Here is a 16,913-nt window from a genome sequence, read left to right on the forward strand (position 1 = left end):
TTCATGTTAGCAACGCATTGGTTCCGTATGGGCGCCTGCCTGTCTGTTGTAGTGGCGGGATGTTCCCTGGTGTCCGGTTGCGCCAGCAGCCCGACCTACGGCACCGACAAGACCGCCATGGAACAGCTGACCGACGATCTCGGCCAGTCCGTGTCGCTGACCGGACCGGACCCGAAGAACAAGGGCGTCAAGTACACGCCGCGTCCGACGCTGGTGCTGCCGGCCCAGGCGCAGAAAGAGACCCTGGTTGCGCCGCAGCCGACGGTCGCCAACAAGGACAATCCGCAATGGCTTGAATCGCCGGAGGAGACGCGTGCTCGTCTCGTTTCGGAGGCCGACGCGAATTCGGACAATCCGAATTACCGCTCGCCACTCGCAAGCTCTGCGATCGAAGGCGGCCGGCGCACGACGGAAGCCCAGACCAAGGCCTATCGTGAAGCCCGTGCCCTGCAGAAGGGCTCCTATGTCGACCAGCGCCGCTATATATCCGATCCGCCGCCCGGCTACCGCACTGTCGACGATCCGGCAAAGCTCGATGATGTCGGCGAGCCCGAACTCAAGAAGCAGAAAAAGCGCAAGAAGGATGCAGCTGTCGCCAACACCGGCAAGCAGTGGTGGAATTTCCTGCAATAGCTTTTTCGGCGCGCCGGCAAGGATGACGGCGCCGCGCACCGGCGCTGCGGATTACGGCGCCTCTCTTCTTTGCGAAAAGAACCTTCGCAGCAGATCGGCTGATTGGACCTCGTTGAAGCCGGAATAGACCTCCGGGGCGTGGTGGCAGGTCGGCTGCCCATAGAATCGCACGCCATTGTCGACGGCGCCGCCCTTCGGGTCCTCGGCGCCGTAATAAAGCCTGCGGATACGCGCAAATGAGATGGCTGCTGCGCACATGGTGCAAGGCTCCAGCGTCACGTAGAGATCGGCGCCGACAAGACGTTCCTGTCCGAGCGCTTCGCAGGCGAGCCGGATCGCGGCGATTTCGGCATGCGCGGTCACGTCTTTGAGCTCGCGCGTGCGGTTCCCCGAGCGTGAAACGGCAATATCGTCGACAACGACGACGGCGCCGATCGGCACCTCGCCGCGTTCTCCGGCGGCACGCGCCTCTTCGAGCGCCATCTCCATGAAACGATTTGTCTTCACGATCGCAAGAATTTCCACTTAACCGCAGATGCGTGACCTGATAGACAGGCCGAAAAGGCAGGCAAACAACAAATGACACCCAAAGACAAGCCAAAACGCCCGGGCGCAAAGCCCTTTTCACGGGACACCGGGCCGAAACCGGGCGATGCGAAGCCGGCAAAGGCTGTAACCGCGCGTCCGATCGCCGCCGAAACTGACGGCGAGGCCAAGGCCGAACGCATTTCCAAGGTGATGGCGCGCGCCGGCGTCGCCTCCCGCCGCGATATCGAACGCATGATCATGGAAGGCCGCGTGATGCTGAACGGCAGGGTTCTCGAAACCCCCGTCGTCAACGTCACGCTCGCCGACCGCATCGAGGTCGACGGCGTGCCGATCCGCGGCATCGAGCGCACCAGGCTGTGGCTCTATCATAAGCCCGCGGGCCTGGTGACCACCAATGCCGATCCGGAAGGCCGCTCGACCGTTTTCGACAACCTGCCGGAAGAATTGCCGCGCGTCATGTCGATCGGCCGCCTCGACATCAACACCGAAGGACTGCTGCTCCTGACCAATGACGGCGGTCTCGCCCGCGCGCTTGAGCTGCCGGCGACCGGCTGGCTGCGGCGCTACCGCGTCCGCGCCCATGGCGAGATCGATCAGGACGCGCTCGACAAGCTGAAGGACGGCATTGCCGTCGACGGCGTGCTCTACGGCTCGATCGAGGCGACGCTCGACCGCACGCAAGGCTCGAACGTCTGGATCACCATGGGTCTTCGCGAAGGCAAGAACCGCGAAATCAAGAACGTGCTCGGCGCGCTCGGCCTCGAGGTCAATCGCCTGATCCGCATTTCCTATGGCCCATTCCAGCTCGGCGACCTGCCGGAAGGCCATGTCGTCGAAGTGCGCGGCCGCACCTTGCGCGACCAGCTCGGCCCGCGCCTCATCGAGGAAGCCAAGGCGAATTTCGACGCGCCGATCTACAATGCGGCGGCGGTCGCTGCCGAGGAAGAGGTGGAGCCCGCAGCACCTGAAAAGCGTGAGCGTCCGCGCCGCGACGAAGACAAGCGCGAACGGGCGCTGAGCCGTCTCGATACCAAGCGCGACGACCGCCACGGTGGCGCGCGCAGAGATGACGATCGCCGTGACGGTGGCCGCAGGGACGACGAGAAGCCGAAGCGTCCCCAGCCGCTCGGCCAGCGCCGCAGCGCCAATGTCTGGATGGCGCCGGGCGCCCGGCCGCTCGGCGAAAAGGCCGCGGCGAAAGCCGCCAAGAATGCGCAGACCGCGCGTCGGCGCGGCGAGCCGGTGCCGGCAAAGAATGATCGCATCGAAGATCGCCCGCGCACCCAGGTGAACCGCGTGCGCGAAGAGGATGGCGAATGGATCCGCTCGAGCGAAGAGCCCCGCCGCAAGGATGAGGGCGAGGGCTTCGGCCGCAAGCGCGGCTTTGGTGATCGCCCCGCCCGCGAAGACCGCGGTTCTGGCGACCGCCCGGCGCGCGGCGAACGGCCGTTCGGTGATCGTCCCTCGCGTGGGGATCGTTCCTTCGGCGACAAGCCGCGCGGTGATCGCAAGCCGCGTACCGACGGTGACGAGCGTCCTCGTGCCGCGAGAGGCCCTGCCGGTGAGGGGCGTTCGGAGCGTCCGCGCGGCGACCGGCCGTTCGGTGATCGTCCTTCGCGTGGAGATCGCCCCTTCGGCGACAAGCCGCGCGGCGATCGCAAGCCGCGTGCGGATGGCGACGAGCGTCCTCGGGCCGTGAGAAGCTCTGCCGGTGAGGGCCGTTCGGAGCGTCCGCGCAGCGACCGCCCCTCCGGTGATCGTCCACGTGGAGACCGGCCCTTCGGCGATAAGCCGCGTGGCGATCGCAGGCCGCGCGAGGACGGTGATGAACGTCCACGGGCAGCCAGAAGCTTTGCCGGCGAGGGCCGCTCCGAGCGTCCGCGCGGCGAAAGATCGTACGGCGACAAGCCTTCGGGTGACAGGCCTTCTGGAGACAGGCCGCGCGGCAAGGGCTTTGCGGCCAAGCCCGGGGCGAAACCTGGTGGGGCCAAGAGTTTTTCCGGCAAGCCGAAAGGCGCCAAACCGGGGGGTGACAGGCCGGGCGGTGACAGGCCTGCGGGCGGGCCGTCCAGAGGTGGTGCTAAAGGAAAAGGAATGACGCGCGGTGCGGATCGTCGGCGGTGAGTTTCGCGGACGGCCTCTCGCCGTGCCAAAATCCAACGAGATCCGGCCGACTGCCGACCGGACGCGCGAGAGCCTGTTCAATATATTGAGCCATGCCTATCCGGAATGCGTCGATGGCACCCGGATTCTCGACCTCTTTGCCGGCACCGGCGCCGTCGGCCTCGAAGCGGTTTCACGCGGCTGTCGCCATGCGCTCTTCGTCGAAAACAGCGTCGAGGGCAGGGCGCTGCTCTGGGAGAATATCGATGCGCTCGGCCTGCATGGCCGCACGCGCATCCTGCGCCGGGATGCGACCGATCTCGGCAGCGTCGGCAATCTCGAACCCTTCGATGTGCTCTTTGCCGACCCGCCCTACGGCAAGGGTCTCGGCGAAAAGGCGATGGCGGCGGCGGCCGAGGGCGGCTGGCTGCGGCCTGGCGCAATCGCAGTGCTCGAAGAACGCGCCGATATTGTCGTTTCCGTGCATCCTTCCTATGTTTTCCTCGAAAGCCGCATCTTTGGCGATACGAGGGTGCATTTCTTCCGATATCAGCCGCAATAAGCGGGGGCAGGCGTGCAGCAGGCAGAGATCATCAGCCCGAAATTGCCTGCGATCAGCGATGTGCCGACGGTCGCCGTCGCTTTCGGCGGCGGCGGCGCGCGCGGACTTGCCCATATCCATGTCATCGAGACGCTCGATGAACTCGGCATCCGCCCGGTGGCGGTATCAGGCTCGTCGATCGGCGCGATCATGGCGGCCGGCATGGCGGCTGGCATGTCCGGCGCCGAGATCCGCGAACATGCGCTGACGACCGTCGGCAACAAGACGGCGGTCGTTGCCCGCATCTGGGGCCTGAGGCCGGCGACGGTGCGCGATGCGGTGGCCAAGGGTATCCGCATCGGCCAGTTCAATCTGGAGCGGATTCTCAAGGCCTTCCTGCCGTCCGAGCTGCCGGCCCGCTTCGAGGATCTGCTGGTCCCGATGAAGGTGATCACCACGGATTATTACGGGCAGTGCGAAGTCATCATCGAACACGGCGAATTGTTCCCAGCGCTCGCCGCCTCTTCCGCCATTCCCGCCGTCTTCATGCCGGTGCGTCTGCGCGACCGCGTGATGATCGACGGCGGCATCAGCAATCCGGTACCCTATGAATGCCTGATGGATCTTGCCGACATCGTCGTCGGCATCGATGTCGTCGGCGCGCCGGAAGGCGACGGCACCCATATTCCGAACCGCATGGAGAGCATCTTCGGTTCCGGCCAGCTGATGATGCAGACGGCGATCTCACTGAAGCTGAAGCTTCGCCCGCCGCATATCTTCCTGCGCCCGACCGTCGGCCGCACCGGCGTCATGGATTTCCTCAAGGCCCGCGAAGTCCTTGCCATGTCCGTCGGCGTCAAGGACGACCTGAAATTCGCCCTTGACCGGGAAATTGAGGCCCGGCTGAAGCGCTAAAGCGCGTCGCGATCTTTCAGATTCGCTCTTCGCGCTTTGGCCTCCCTCAAGCGAGAACACGTTTCAGCAACGGTACGAACCGCACGACGATCTGGTCGAAGGCGATCATGGCGAGAATCGCGAGCCCGCTCATCGGGAAGGCGACCGCGAAGATCCCGACAATCACCCACAGGCCGTAGTAGATCGAAGGCTTTGGCGGCATGGGTGGCACGCCGAGGCGGCCGATCGGGCGCCGTTTCCACCACATGGCGACGGCGGTCACGCAGCTGAGCACAATTGCGAGGCATGTTGCGAGCATCAGCAACTGGTTGAAACGCCCCCATTCCTGTCCTTGGTGGACATTGATGCCCCACTCGATCGCTTTGCCGAGGAATGGATATTGATCGAAGCCGATATCGATCAGTGGTTTGCCGGAGTATTGATCGATATGGAGGGTGCGTTCGTCGGTAAGGTCGTCCGGAAAGAGGGAGGCGGTATAGACGCCCGTCTCGTCGGAGGGGATCGCCACGTCGAAGCCCGGCGCCATGCCCAGCCGTTTGGCGATCTCCACGGCTTTGTCGAGGCCGATCGGCTTGGCTGATTGCGCTGCGGCGATATCGGAAAGCGGAACGGGCGCCTTCTCGACGATCCAGCCGCTGTTCGGAAGGATATCCTCGGTGACTTTTCGCGACTTCGGCACGTCGTCCCAGAGCTGGACCGGATAGCCGAGGCCATGTTCGGTCAGCCAGGCGTTGGCGTTTGCCCCCCAATAGGCCGACCATGGCATGCCTGACATCGCAAGGAAGAAGATCAGGACACCGGCGAAGGCACCGGTCACCGCATGCAGGTCGCGCCAGAATACGCGGCGGCCGGGCGTTCCCCGCACGCTGACGACGCCGCCCGTCTGGCGTCGCGGCCACCAGAGATAGATGCCGGTGACGACGAGCACCATGGCAAAGCCGCCGGCAATTTCGATCAGCCGGTTCGTTATGGTGCCGAAATAGGCGAGGCTGTGGATGCGCTTGACGACATAATTGAACTCGTCGGTCGATCCGACCACATCGAGCACCTTGCCGTCATAGGGGTTGACGAAGACCAGCATCGAGCCGGTATCGCTGGAAAGGGTGACGATGGCTGATCGCTCGGGCAGGACCGGGTCTTTGTAGGATGTTGCGGTTGAGCCCGGCACGGCGGAGGCGGCGATCGCCGCGATCCGCTCCGGCGACAGCGCTTCGCCAGCCGGCTGGACACTGTAGCGGTAGCCGAAGAAGGTGCTGTTGATCTCGTCCTTGAAGAGATAGAGCGATCCGGTAACGGCCAGATTGAGCAGGAAGGGTATGACGAGAAGTCCGGCAAAGAAATGCCAGCGCCAGATGGCACGGTAGAGCGAAACGCCGTTTGCTGCGTCCTCTGCCGGTTCGGCAGCAGTAATAGTCGACATGAGAATGGATCCGTATCCACGACCGACGGCACGCATGCAGGTCGGCCGGCGTTGAAAGGCGCGTCACGGCGCCTGCCGCAACGCGAAGTTCAGGCAGGGATCGGATCGGAAGGAGGAGCCCGGGGACCGGTATTGGGCGGGAAAAGCTGGCGATGGAAGGCCTCGGTCCGGATCGGCAGTTCAACCGCAGCCGCAAAGGGTATGGCGGCACCGGCGATGTCCGCCGGCGCCGGCAGGAGAATGGCGGTGCTGATCCGGCAGGCTTCGCAACCATGCGAATGCCCCTTGTCGTGCTGGCTCTGACCGGATTTCTCCGTCGTGGTGACGCATAGCGTCGGCAGCGTCCCGTCCGGAAGCACATATTGGCCGAGTTCGGCTGGATCAAATTCGCCGGCCTCTGCGGCGGGCAGCTGATGGGCGAAGCCGACGAACACCAATGCGACCGCGCACAGGATGCGCAGCGCCCATTGTTCGATCTGTGTCGCCCGTTTGATCAAGTTTCCCTCTTGGATCGCTCCGATCGCGCGTTTGATAAACGCCGCCCCCTTGATATTCAATGCGTCAATTTCGCAAGCCGGTCAGGGGCGATCAGGCATCCGCCGTCGCATCCGCGGTTCCGGCCAGCGGATCGTCCTCGAAAGGATCAGCAGCACGCTTCGGCTTGACCAGCGGTTCGGGGCGGACAGGGTGGGAAAATAGCATGTCGCGCCCGGCCTGCAGCCCTTCGGACACCTGCAGCACCAGGCGTGCCTCGTCGCGCTTGCGGATATCCTCGCCGATTTCGTAGGCGTCGACCTCGGAAACGCCGAGCGCCTCCAGCGTTCGCCGTCCGAAGAGCAGGCCCGATTCCAATGTTTCGCGCAGCTCGTAGTCGACGCCCTTGTTGCGAAGTTCGATCGAATGGACGCGGTCGTAGGAGCGCACGTAGAGCCGGGTGTGCGGATAGTCGGCCTGCACCAGTTCCACCACCTTGTCGGTGATTTCCTTCTTCTGCGTGCAGACGAGCACGATCTTCGCCCGGTCGATGCCGGCCGAGCGCAGCACATCCTTGCGGGCGCCGTCGCCGAAATAGATGCGGAAGCCGAAGGAGGAGGCCTGGCGGATGCGGTCGGCCGAAAAATCGATCACAGTGACGCTGCGCCCGCCGGCAAGCAGGATCTGGGCGGCGATCTGGCCGAAACGCGAGAAGCCGACCATCAGCACGTCGGCGCCGGCCCCCTCGAAATCCTCGTCCAGCTCCTCCTGCTCGTCGCCGCTCAGCAGCCGCTTCGAAAGGGCCGAGCCGATCGGCGTCAGCGCCATGGACAGCGTGACGATCGCGACCAGCAGCGAGGCCGTGCTCGTCGACATCAGGCCGGCTGCAGCCGCCGTGGTGAACAGCACGAAGCCGAATTCGCCGCCCTGCGGCAGCAGGAAGGCGATGCGGATCGCATCGTTGTGCGGGGAGCCGGAGATCCGGCAGAGCCCATAGATGACGATCGCCTTGACGGCCATGACGATCGGCACGGCGACGATGACGAAGACCGCGTTGTCGGCGAGAACGTCGAGCTCCAGCGACAGGCCGACGGCGATGAAGAAGATAGCGAGCAGTACGCCGCGGAAGGGCTCGATATCCGCCTCCAGCTCGTGTCGGTAGGAGGATTCGGCAAGCATCACGCCGGAAAGGAAGGCGCCCATCGCCATCGAAAGCCCGGCCAGCTGCATCAGGCTCGCCGACCCCATGACGACGAAGAGGGCAGCCGCGATCATTGCTTCGCGCGCCCCGGTACGGGCGATGATCTGGAAGAGCGGCGTCAGCAGGTAGCGCCCCATGACGATCATCGCCGCAACCGCGCCGACGGCGACGGCGAAATCCAGCAGCGGCGCGTTGCTGCCCTTGTCGCCGCCGTCGAGGATGGTGATCAGCGCCAGCAGCGGCACGATCGCCAGGTCCTGGAACAGCAGCATCGAAAAGGAGCGCTGCCCGTATCGCGTATTGACGTCGCCATCGCCCTCGAGGATCTGCATGGCGAAGGCGGTCGAAGACAGCGCCAGGCCAAATCCGGCAACGATGCTGCCGCGCCAGTCGAGAACCTCAGAAAACCAGGCAAGCGCGGTCAGCGCCAGCCCCGTCAGCACCACCTGCGCCGTGCCGAGGCCGAAGATATCGCGCCGCATCTGCCAGAGGCGGGTGGGTTTCAGCTCCAGTCCGATGATGAACAGCAGGAAGACGACGCCGAGTTCGGCGACGGCGAGGATTTGTTCGCCATCGGTGATGCCATGGAAGACCGGGCCGATGACGATGCCTGCGGCGAGATAGCCGAGCACCGTGCCGAGCCCGAGTTTCTTGAAGATCGGAGCGGCGACCACCGCCCCGCCAAGCAGCAGGATCGTTTCGGAAAAAAGGGCATTGGGCGCTGACATGCTGACAATTTCTTTCAACGGCGGGGAGCACGCTGGCAGCCCCGGTAAAGAATCGGAGGCGGCGGCCTTGATGCTTGGGAGAGTGCACAATAAATGGAAGCCGAAGGAAAGGCCAAATCATGTCCTCTGAAATTGATTCCTCGACACTTCTTTCCCGCGCAAGTCAATTGATCGATCTGGCAAGGAAGGCAGGGGCCGATGCCGCCGATGCCGTCGTCGTCCGGTCGCGCTCGCAATCGGTCAGCGTCCGCCTCGGCAAGGTCGAGGGAACGGAATCCTCCGAAAACGACGATTTTTCCCTGCGCGTCTTCATCGGCAAGCGGGTCGCCAGCGTTTCGGCCAATCCGGGCTTCGATCTTCAGGCGCTGGCCGAACGCGCCGTCGCCATGGCCAAGGTTTCCCCGGAAGACCCTTTCGCCTGCCTGGCGGATGAGGCGAGCCTTTCGAGATCCTATCCCGACCTGCAATTGCTCGATACCACCGAGGTCTCCTCCGAGATGCTGCGCGAGGCGGCTCTTGCCGCTGAAGCAGCCGCGCTTGCGGTCAAGGGTGTCACCAATTCCTCCGGGGCCGGCGCCTCTGCCGGCATGGGCGGCCTCGTTCTTGCCACCTCGCACGGGTTCGAAGGCAGTTACATGGCTTCGCGTTTCGGCCATTCCGTCAGCGTCATATCAGGCGAAGGCACTGGCATGGAGCGCGATTATGATTTCGACAGCCGCCTCTATTATGCCGAGCTCGACGATCCCTCTGAAATCGGCCGTCGCGCAGCCGAACGGGTGATCAAGCGCGTCAATCCGCGCCAGGTGCCGACCGGCAAGGACGTCACCGTCATCTTCGACCCGCGTGTCGCCCGCGGCTTCGTCGGCCATATCGCCGGTGCGATCAATGGTGCTTCCGTCGCCCGCAAGTCCAGTTTCCTTCGCGACAGGATGGGTCAGCAGGTGCTGAAATCAGGCCTGTCGATCACCGACGATCCGCTGATCGTGCGGGGGCCTTCCTCGCGGCCCTTCGACGGCGAGGGCGTGTCCGGCGAGCGGCTGGTGATGATCGAGGATGGTGTCTTGAAGCACTGGTTCCTTTCGACCTCGACGGCGCGCGAGCTCGGTCTCGAAACCAACGGCCGCGGCGTGCGAGGCGGCAGCGCCGTCTCGCCGTCCTCCACCAACCTTGCGCTGGAACCCGGCGACATCTCGCCGGAGGATCTGATCCGCAGCGTCGGCAACGGTTTTTATGTCACCGAATTGATCGGCCACGGCGTCAACATGATCACCGGCGAATACAGCCGCGGCGCCACCGGCTTCTGGATCGAGAACGGCGAACTGACCTTCCCGGTCTCCGAGGTGACGATCGCCTCGAACCTCAAGGAGATGTTCATGCGCCTGACGCCGGCAAACGACATCGACCGCAAGTTCGGCGTCGCGGCCCCGACCTTCGCCATCGAAGGCATGACACTCGCAGGGCGCTGAGAAACGGATGACGGGATGAACGATAAGGAAAAGGCCCGCTGGCAGAGCGATCTGACGCTGATCGTCGATGCTGCGAAAGAGGCGGGCGCCGTCGCTTTCGGCTTCTTCAACCAGTCTCCCGAGGTCTGGTGGAAGAACGAAGACCGGTCTCCCGTCAGCGCCGCCGATTTCGCCGCCAACAAGACGCTCGAGACCATCCTGCGCAAGGCTCGGCCGGATTATGGCTGGCTGTCGGAAGAAACCGACGACGATGCCGACCGTCTCTCACGCGAGACACTGTTCATCATCGATCCGATCGACGGCACGCGCGCCTTCCTCGGCGGGCAGAAGGTCTGGTGCGTCAGCGTCGCGGTCGTTCATCGCGGCCGGCCGGTCGCCGGCGTGCTCTATGCCCCGGCGCTCGAAGAGCTCTATGAGGCGGTCGAGGGCGGCGTGGCGCTGAAGAACGGCGTTCCCTGCACCGTCTCGGCCGCCGGACCGGAAGAGATGAGCCGCCTTGCGATCGGTGAAGACCTGCTGAAGACCTTTCCGCCGGCGTTCCGTGACCGGGTGACACGCGAAAAATATATTCCCTCGCTCGCCTATCGCATCGCGATGGTGGCGGACGGTCGTCTCGAAGGCACCTTCGTCAAGGGCAATTCACATGATTGGGACCTTGCCGCTGCCGATCTGATCCTTGTCTGCGCCGGTGGCGGCCTCGTCGACCTCGAAGGCGAACCGATCGTCTACAACCGCACTGAGGTCACCCACAAGGTCCTCTGTGCGGCCCCAACACCCCGCATCAGTGAATTCCTCGCGGCCTTTGCGGGGCGACGAGACAGTTGACGTTTCCGTCAAAATCCCGCAGATGGGTGGCGGAGGAGAATAGGCAGAAAGAGAAGAAAAAATGACTGACTCCGGTGACAAGAAGCAGCTTCTGCATCTCGTTTTTGGCGGCGAACTGGAAAGCCTCGATGACGTCCAGTTCCGTGACCTGCAGGGTCTCGATATCGTCGGCATTTTCCCGGATTATGCCACGGCGCTGACGGCGTGGAAGTCGAAGGCGCAGCAGACGGTCGACAATGCGCATATGCGCTACTTCATCGTCCACATGCATCGTTTGCTCGATCCGCAGGAAAAGCCCAAGGGCTGAGCTTAGCAAGTGCCGCCGGCCGGCCGCTCGTCGAGCGGGCTTTGCTGCATGGCGCGCGCCCGTCGATCCGGATTGTTTGACGCATTCTGAACAAATTAATCGGCCATTGCGGCCGCAACGATAATTAGGGAATGGGTTTGATGTCGATCGGTTTTGATCGGAGGCTGGCGCGATGAGTTCCCGGATGGCGCGGTTCGGTCTGAACGCATACCGTCTGGCGGGAACCGTGGCCTCTCCTGTCGTCGGCCTCTATATCACCTACCGCACGGCCAAGGGCAAGGAAGATAGGGCCCGCCGCCTGGAACGCTTCGGTTATCCGAGCGCCAACCGGCCGCAAGGGCCGCTCGTCTGGTTCCATGCCGCAAGCGTCGGTGAAACCAACGCCGTCATCCCGCTGATCCGCGAAATCCGCCGCCGCGATATCCATGTCATCCTGACGACCGGCACCATCACGTCGGCCAAGCTCGCCGCCGAGCGCCTCGGCCAGGAAGCGATCCATCAATATGTGCCGCTCGATCTGAAACCCTCCGTCAGCCGCTTCCTCGATTACTGGCAGCCCGATTGCGCCATCATCGCCGAATCCGAGATCTGGCCGGCAACGGTGCTGGAACTCGGCCACCGCCGCATTCCGCAGATCCTGATCAATGCCCGCATGTCGGACCGTTCCTTTGCCCGCTGGCGCCGCCGCCCGGCGATCGCCGAAGCCTTGTTCGAGAACCTTGCTCTCGTCATCGCCCAGTCGGATGTCGATGCCGAACGTTTCCGCGATCTCGGCGCGGTTCCCGTCATCACCTCGGGTAATCTGAAGGTCGATACCGACGCACCACCTTATGACAGCGCTGTCCTTGCCCGCTACAAGAAGCAGATCGGCAAGCGCAAGACCTGGGCGGCGATCTCAACCTTCGACGGCGAGGAGAATGCCGCCGCCATCGTTCACCGGGCGCTCAGGGAGCGCGACCATCAATTGACCATCATCGTGCCGCGCCATCCCGAGCGCAGCGACGAGATCGAGGCGGCGCTTGTCAAGCAGGGGCTGAAGGTCGCCCGCCGTACCCGCGACGATGTCTTGTCGGCCGATGTCGATATCTTCCTCGGCGACACGATCGGTGAAATGGGCCTCTATTTGAGACTGACGGAAATCGCCTTCGTCGGCCGTTCGCTCTTTGCCGAAGGCGGCCAGAACCCGCTGGAGCCCGCCATGCTCGGCTGCGCCATTCTCTCCGGCGGCCATGTGCAGAATTTCCGCGATGCCTATCAGAAGCTTGCCCGCAGCGGCAGCGCCCGCATGGTGCGCGATACTGAAATGCTGGCCAAGGGCGTGCATTATCTGCTGATCAACGACGACGCCCGCCGCAACATGATCGAGGCCGGCATCACTGCCGTGCACGAGATGCGCGGCGCGCTGACGGCGACGGTAAAGGGGCTGGAACCCTATATCAATCCGCTGACGGTGAAGGCGCGGCTGCTGCCCAAGGCCGTGGCCCAGGTCTGAGGAGCGAAGATGTCGGCAGCGTCCCCTATCAAAGGCATCCTCTTCGACAAGGACGGCACGCTGCTCGACTATGACGAGAGCTGGCTGCCGGTCAACCGCGAGCTTGCCCGCATCGCCGCCAAAGGGGATGAGCTTCTCGCCAACCGGCTGCTGTCGGCCTGCGGCATGGATCCGGTGACCGGCCATATCGTTCCCGACAGCCTGCTTGCCGCCGGCAATACCCGCCAGATCGCCGAGGGCCTCGTTGCGGCGGGTTCGATGGTCGATGTCGACGAGCTGACGGTCCGCCTCGACGACCTCTTTTCCAGCGCCGCCGAATTTTCCGTGCCGGTGACCGACCTCGCCGGCTTCTTCGCGCGGCTGCATCGGCGGGGCTTCAAGCTCGGTGTCGCCTCCAGCGACAATGAGCGCTCGATCCGCCAGACGGCGGAACGTTTCGGTTTTGCCCGCTATATCGATTACATCGCCGGATATGACAGTGGTTTCGGCGTCAAGCCGGAGCCGGGCATGGTGCTCGGCTTCTGCGCCGCGACCGGTCTTTTGCCTGAAGAGGTCGCCATGGTCGGCGACAACAATCACGATCTGCACATGGGTCTGAATGCCGGCACCGGCCTGAGGATCGCGGTGCTGACCGGCACCGGCTCGCGGGAGACGCTTGCCGCCGCGGCCGATCATGTGCTCGACGATATCACCGCCATCGAGACCCTGCTGCCGGACCTGCAGCCCGCCTGACGGGTAAGGGCTTGCATTTTTTCAGGTTTTGGCCTCTCAATCCCGCGATCGACAAGCAGGGGACTGGCTGTGGCTAAAGCAATTCCAGCAAAAGTGCACAGCGGTTTTGCGTCCGGGATTGCGTGAGAACAAGCCGGACAGGGGAGCGGGACGGCAAGATGATATCTGAAGCGCCACCGTTCTGGTGGAGGAAAGCCGATTGGCGGGCCTGGCTGCTGCTGCCGCTTTCTTTTCTCTATGGCCGTATCGCCGGCCACCGCATGGCCCATGCGCGCCGCGCCTCCGTTCCTGTTCCCGTCATCTGCGTCGGCAATTTCACCGTCGGCGGCGCCGGCAAGACGCCGACGGCGCTGACGATTGCCCGTGCCGCCAAGGCGAAGGGGCTGAAGCCCGGCTTTCTCAGCAGGGGTTACGGCGGCTCGCTCGATGTGACGACCGTGGTCGACCCCGATCATCACCGGGCGATTGCCGTCGGCGACGAGCCCTTGCTGCTTGCCCAGGAAGCGCTGACGGTGATTTCCCGCCGGCGCGTCGAAGGGGCTCAGCGCCTGGTGGCGGAGGGCGCCGATCTCATCATCATGGACGACGGTTTCCAGAGTGCCCGGCTGGCGATCGACTACGCCCTGCTCGTCATCGACGCGACGCGCGGCCTCGGCAACGGCCATATCGTGCCGGGTGGCCCGGTCCGCGCGCCGATCCGCCAGCAGTTGCGGTCTGCGACCGCTTTGCTGAAGGTTGGCGGCGGCAACGCCGCCGACAGGATCGTCCGCATGGCGGCGCGCGCGGCAAAGCCCTATTTCACCGCATCGCTGAAAGTCCGGGGCGACAATACGCTGGCCGGCACCAAGGTGCTCGCCTTTGCCGGCATTGCCGATCCCGCCAAATTCTTCCGCACGGTGGAATCCCGTGGCGCCGAGATCGTCGTCGCCAAGTCCTTCGGCGACCACGAGCACCTGACCGAGGAGGAGATCGACGACATCCTGACGACCGCCGAGCGTCAAGCTCTCATGATCGTCACCACCTCCAAGGATTTCGTCCGCCTTTCCGGCCATCACGGCAAGGCGGCGCGGCTCGTCGAAAAGAGCCGGGTGATCGAGGTCGACATGGTCTTCGAGGATCACCTCGCCCCCAGCCTCATCATCGACCGGGCGATCGTCGCTTGCCGCGAGCGGCGGCTGCGGGAGATCAAAACTGCGGCTAAGGCAGTTCCAGGAAAAGTGTGAAGCGGTTTTGCCGGGAATTGCGTAAAAAGCGAGAGCCGTTCTGCAATTCCACGAAAAGCTGAGCCGGTCTAGCGCCGCTGGTTCGGCAGCACGCCGGCGCGTTTGTCGGCATCGATGGCCGAGATCACGTCGGCATAAGGTTCCTGCCGGGCGACGCTCCAATAGCGCAATTCGTCGAGCGGGATCTGTTTCCCCGTCATCGCGCAGACGACATAGGAGCCGGGCGAGAGAATCTGGAAATCGCCATCGAGATACCGGATCTTCGCTTCGCGGTTTCCGTGCCCTTCGAACAAATTCATGCGCTCCGTTCCCTGTAGTCTGTCATTAGAGCATGTCGCGCAAAACTGTGCCGCGGTTTTGCGATCACGACATGCGGAACATCAAAGACCTAAAGCGTGGGCCAAGCGATCTGAAAGATCGCGACACGCCTTAGTTTGCCATACTCCCGCAAGGGTCGCTTTTCCAGCTTTTTTAGCTTCTGCCGAAAAGCCGTTCGATATCGCTGAGCTTCAATTCGATATAGGTCGGCCGGCCGTGATTGCATTGGCCGGAGCCGGGCGTCACTTCCATCTCCCGGAGCAGCGCGTTCATTTCCTCCGGCCGCAGCCGCCGTCCGGAGCGCACCGATCCGTGGCAGGCCATGGTCGCCGCCACATATTCGAGCTTGGCCGACAGGCCCGACGCCGTGTCCCATTCGGCAATCTCGTCGGCGAGCTGGCGGATCAGCCCATGCGCATCGACCTCGCCGAGCATCGCCGGCGTCTCCCGCACGGCAATCGCCCCAGGGCCGAAACGCTCGATCGCCAGGCCGAGTTCGGAAAGCTCGGCGGCGTGCTGCATCAGCCGGTCGCAGTCCTCTTCCGGAATATCGATGATCTCGGGGATGAGCAGCACCTGCGAGGCCAGCCGCTTCGAATGCAGCGCCTTGCGCATCGCCTCGAAGACCAGCCGCTCGTGTGCTGCATGCTGGTCGACGATGACGAGCCCATCTTCGGTCTGGGCGACGATGTAGTTTGCGTGGATCTGCGCCCGCGCCGCACCGAGCGGATACCGCGCGTTTGGTTCGGCGGCTGCCGGCTGCGGCGAAAACTGCGGCTCGGCCCGCGCCGCCGGCATCGAAAGTCCGTCGAAGGACGCCTGTGGCCGCTCGCCGAAACCCGTTGTCGGCTGATAGGGCCGGGAGGGCGAGGTCTCGGCCGACCATGGTGTCTGCGGCCGTTGAGCGTGCGGCTGGAAGCCGGGGCGGAAGGAGCGCAGCATGTCGTTCGCACCGGTCGTTGCCGCCCGGCTGCCGTCGCGCGCCAAGGCCTCGCGGATGGCGCCGACGATCAGGCCGCGCACCAGGCCAGGGGCGCGGAAGCGCACGTCGGATTTTGCCGGATGCACGTTGACGTCGACGAGACCGGGATCGAGCGCGATCGACAGGACCGCCACCGGATGGCGTCCGGATGGGATCGTCTCGGCATAGGCGCCGCGGATCGCCGAGAGGATCAGCTTGTCCTGCACCGGCCGGCCGTTGACGAAGGCATATTGATGGGCGGAGTTGCCGCGATTGAAGGTCGGCACGCCGGCAAAGCCGGTCAGCGCGATCTCTTCGCGCATGGCGTCGAGCGCAATGGCGTTGTCGCGGAACTCCTTGCCGAGCACCTGCGCCATGCGGGCCAGATGATCGTCGCCGGTCGCTGGAAATTCCAGCGTCGTGCGGTCCGAGCCCGACAGCACGAAACGCACGGCCGGAAAGGCGATCGCCATGCGCTTGACGATTTCGGTGATGGCGCCGGCCTCGGCTTTTTCAGTCTTCAGGAATTTGAGCCGGGCGGGTGTGGCGAAGAAAAGGTCGCGCACTTCGACGATCGTCCCGGGATTGGCGGCGGCGGGGCGCAGATGCGCGATCTTGCCGCCGGCAACGGCAATCTCGTGGCCGCCAGCGCTGTCGCGCCTGCGGCTTGCGATGCTGAGCCTCGCGACCGAGCCGATCGAGGGCAGCGCCTCACCGCGGAAGCCGAGCGTGCGGATATCCTCGAGCGTCTCCGATATCTTCGAGGTGCAGTGGCGCCTGACCGCCAGTTCTAGATCGGCCGCGTCCATTCCCGAGCCGTTGTCGCTGACGCGCAACAGCGCCTTGCCGCCGCCTGAGGTGGCGACTTCTATGCGCGTCGCGCCCGCGTCGAGTGCGTTTTCGATCAGTTCCTTGGCAGCACTCGCCGGCCGTTCGATGACTTCGCCGGCGGCGATCTGGTTGATGAGCGTTTCGGAAAGCTGTCTGATGGCCATGGGCTATTTTCGGGGATTCGCGGGCCGGAG

The 16,913-nt window shown here is 64.2% G+C and carries 16 protein-coding genes; 10 read left to right on the forward strand and 6 right to left on the reverse strand.

Translation table 11 applies throughout. The features are described 5' to 3' along the window. Positions 1 to 3 precede the first annotated feature (3 nt). A complete protein-coding gene (locus RlegSU303_RS02575) occupies positions 4 to 633 on the forward strand; it encodes a hypothetical protein (RefSeq protein WP_094086646.1) in 630 nt (209 codons plus the stop codon). 51 nt (positions 634 to 684) lie between these two features. Here the strand turns inward: RlegSU303_RS02575 and RlegSU303_RS02580 are convergent, their stop codons facing one another. Further along, positions 685 to 1,122, reverse strand: coding sequence for a nucleoside deaminase (locus RlegSU303_RS02580; RefSeq protein WP_029872596.1), 438 nt, complete (start codon positions 1,120 to 1,122; stop codon positions 685 to 687). 90 nt (positions 1,123 to 1,212) lie between these two features. Between RlegSU303_RS02580 and RlegSU303_RS02585 the strand changes: the two genes are divergently transcribed. The 3 genes from RlegSU303_RS02585 to RlegSU303_RS02595 are packed head-to-tail and all read left to right on the forward strand — an operon-like array spanning position 1,213 to position 4,741. Beyond that, positions 1,213 to 3,306, forward strand: a complete 2,094-nt coding sequence (locus RlegSU303_RS02585; protein ID WP_131645404.1) for a pseudouridine synthase — start codon at positions 1,213 to 1,215, stop codon at positions 3,304 to 3,306. Next, the gene (gene rsmD, locus RlegSU303_RS02590) at positions 3,287 to 3,847 is read left to right on the forward strand and encodes a 16S rRNA (guanine(966)-N(2))-methyltransferase RsmD (protein ID WP_017959156.1); all 561 of its coding nucleotides are present in this window, start codon (positions 3,287 to 3,289) and stop codon (positions 3,845 to 3,847) included. The genes RlegSU303_RS02585 and rsmD overlap by 20 nt, the downstream gene beginning before the upstream one ends. Before the next feature lie 12 nt (positions 3,848 to 3,859). Further along, a complete protein-coding gene (locus tag RlegSU303_RS02595; RefSeq protein ID WP_094086644.1) occupies positions 3,860 to 4,741 on the forward strand; it encodes a patatin-like phospholipase family protein in 882 nt (293 codons plus the stop codon). 46 nt (positions 4,742 to 4,787) lie between these two features. On the opposite strand, the gene RlegSU303_RS02600 is transcribed toward RlegSU303_RS02595, so the two are convergent. From RlegSU303_RS02600 to RlegSU303_RS02610, 3 genes are all read right to left on the reverse strand, one after another. After that, positions 4,788 to 6,161, reverse strand: coding sequence for a PepSY-associated TM helix domain-containing protein (locus tag RlegSU303_RS02600; protein WP_231283418.1), 1,374 nt, complete (start codon positions 6,159 to 6,161; stop codon positions 4,788 to 4,790). Between the two features lie 89 nt (positions 6,162 to 6,250). Continuing rightward, positions 6,251 to 6,658, reverse strand: a complete 408-nt coding sequence (locus RlegSU303_RS02605) for a hypothetical protein (protein ID WP_094087674.1) — start codon at positions 6,656 to 6,658, stop codon at positions 6,251 to 6,253. A gap of 91 nt (positions 6,659 to 6,749) precedes the next feature. Further along, positions 6,750 to 8,564, reverse strand: a complete 1,815-nt coding sequence (locus RlegSU303_RS02610; protein ID WP_094086642.1) for a monovalent cation:proton antiporter-2 (CPA2) family protein — start codon at positions 8,562 to 8,564, stop codon at positions 6,750 to 6,752. Between the two features lie 119 nt (positions 8,565 to 8,683). Between RlegSU303_RS02610 and RlegSU303_RS02615 the strand changes: the two genes are divergently transcribed. The 6 genes from RlegSU303_RS02615 to lpxK all read left to right on the forward strand — a co-directional run bounded on the left by RlegSU303_RS02615 (position 8,684) and on the right by lpxK (position 14,609). Next, positions 8,684 to 10,030: a TldD/PmbA family protein gene (locus RlegSU303_RS02615; protein ID WP_094086641.1), complete on the forward strand. Its 1,347-nt coding sequence runs from the start codon at positions 8,684 to 8,686 to the stop codon at positions 10,028 to 10,030. Between the two features lie 15 nt (positions 10,031 to 10,045). Then, the gene (locus RlegSU303_RS02620; protein ID WP_017959162.1) at positions 10,046 to 10,855 is read left to right on the forward strand and encodes a 3'(2'),5'-bisphosphate nucleotidase CysQ; all 810 of its coding nucleotides are present in this window, start codon (positions 10,046 to 10,048) and stop codon (positions 10,853 to 10,855) included. Between the two features lie 61 nt (positions 10,856 to 10,916). Further along, positions 10,917 to 11,162, forward strand: coding sequence for a DUF4170 domain-containing protein (locus RlegSU303_RS02625; protein ID WP_003545820.1), 246 nt, complete (start codon positions 10,917 to 10,919; stop codon positions 11,160 to 11,162). A gap of 172 nt (positions 11,163 to 11,334) precedes the next feature. Next, complete coding sequence (gene waaA / locus RlegSU303_RS02630) at positions 11,335 to 12,654, forward strand: lipid IV(A) 3-deoxy-D-manno-octulosonic acid transferase (protein WP_231283419.1); 1,320 nt, start codon at positions 11,335 to 11,337, stop codon at positions 12,652 to 12,654. 9 nt (positions 12,655 to 12,663) lie between these two features. Next, the gene (locus RlegSU303_RS02635) at positions 12,664 to 13,386 is read left to right on the forward strand and encodes an HAD family hydrolase (RefSeq protein WP_017959164.1); all 723 of its coding nucleotides are present in this window, start codon (positions 12,664 to 12,666) and stop codon (positions 13,384 to 13,386) included. Between the two features lie 158 nt (positions 13,387 to 13,544). Continuing rightward, positions 13,545 to 14,609, forward strand: a complete 1,065-nt coding sequence (lpxK, locus tag RlegSU303_RS02640; RefSeq protein WP_017959165.1) for a tetraacyldisaccharide 4'-kinase — start codon at positions 13,545 to 13,547, stop codon at positions 14,607 to 14,609. A 68-nt stretch (positions 14,610 to 14,677) separates the two neighbouring features. Here lpxK and RlegSU303_RS02645 read toward each other — a convergent pair whose 3' ends face one another. Continuing rightward, positions 14,678 to 14,908: a DUF2093 domain-containing protein gene (locus RlegSU303_RS02645; protein ID WP_003545832.1), complete on the reverse strand. Its 231-nt coding sequence runs from the start codon at positions 14,906 to 14,908 to the stop codon at positions 14,678 to 14,680. 172 nt (positions 14,909 to 15,080) lie between these two features. Then, on the reverse strand, positions 15,081 to 16,883 hold the full coding sequence (gene mutL / locus RlegSU303_RS02650) for a DNA mismatch repair endonuclease MutL (RefSeq protein WP_094086639.1): 1,803 nt from the start codon (positions 16,881 to 16,883) through the stop codon (positions 15,081 to 15,083). Positions 16,884 to 16,913: the final 30 nt, after the last annotated feature.

The organism is Rhizobium sp. SU303, assembly GCF_021052345.1.
GTDB lineage: Bacteria > Pseudomonadota > Alphaproteobacteria > Rhizobiales > Rhizobiaceae > Rhizobium > Rhizobium laguerreae.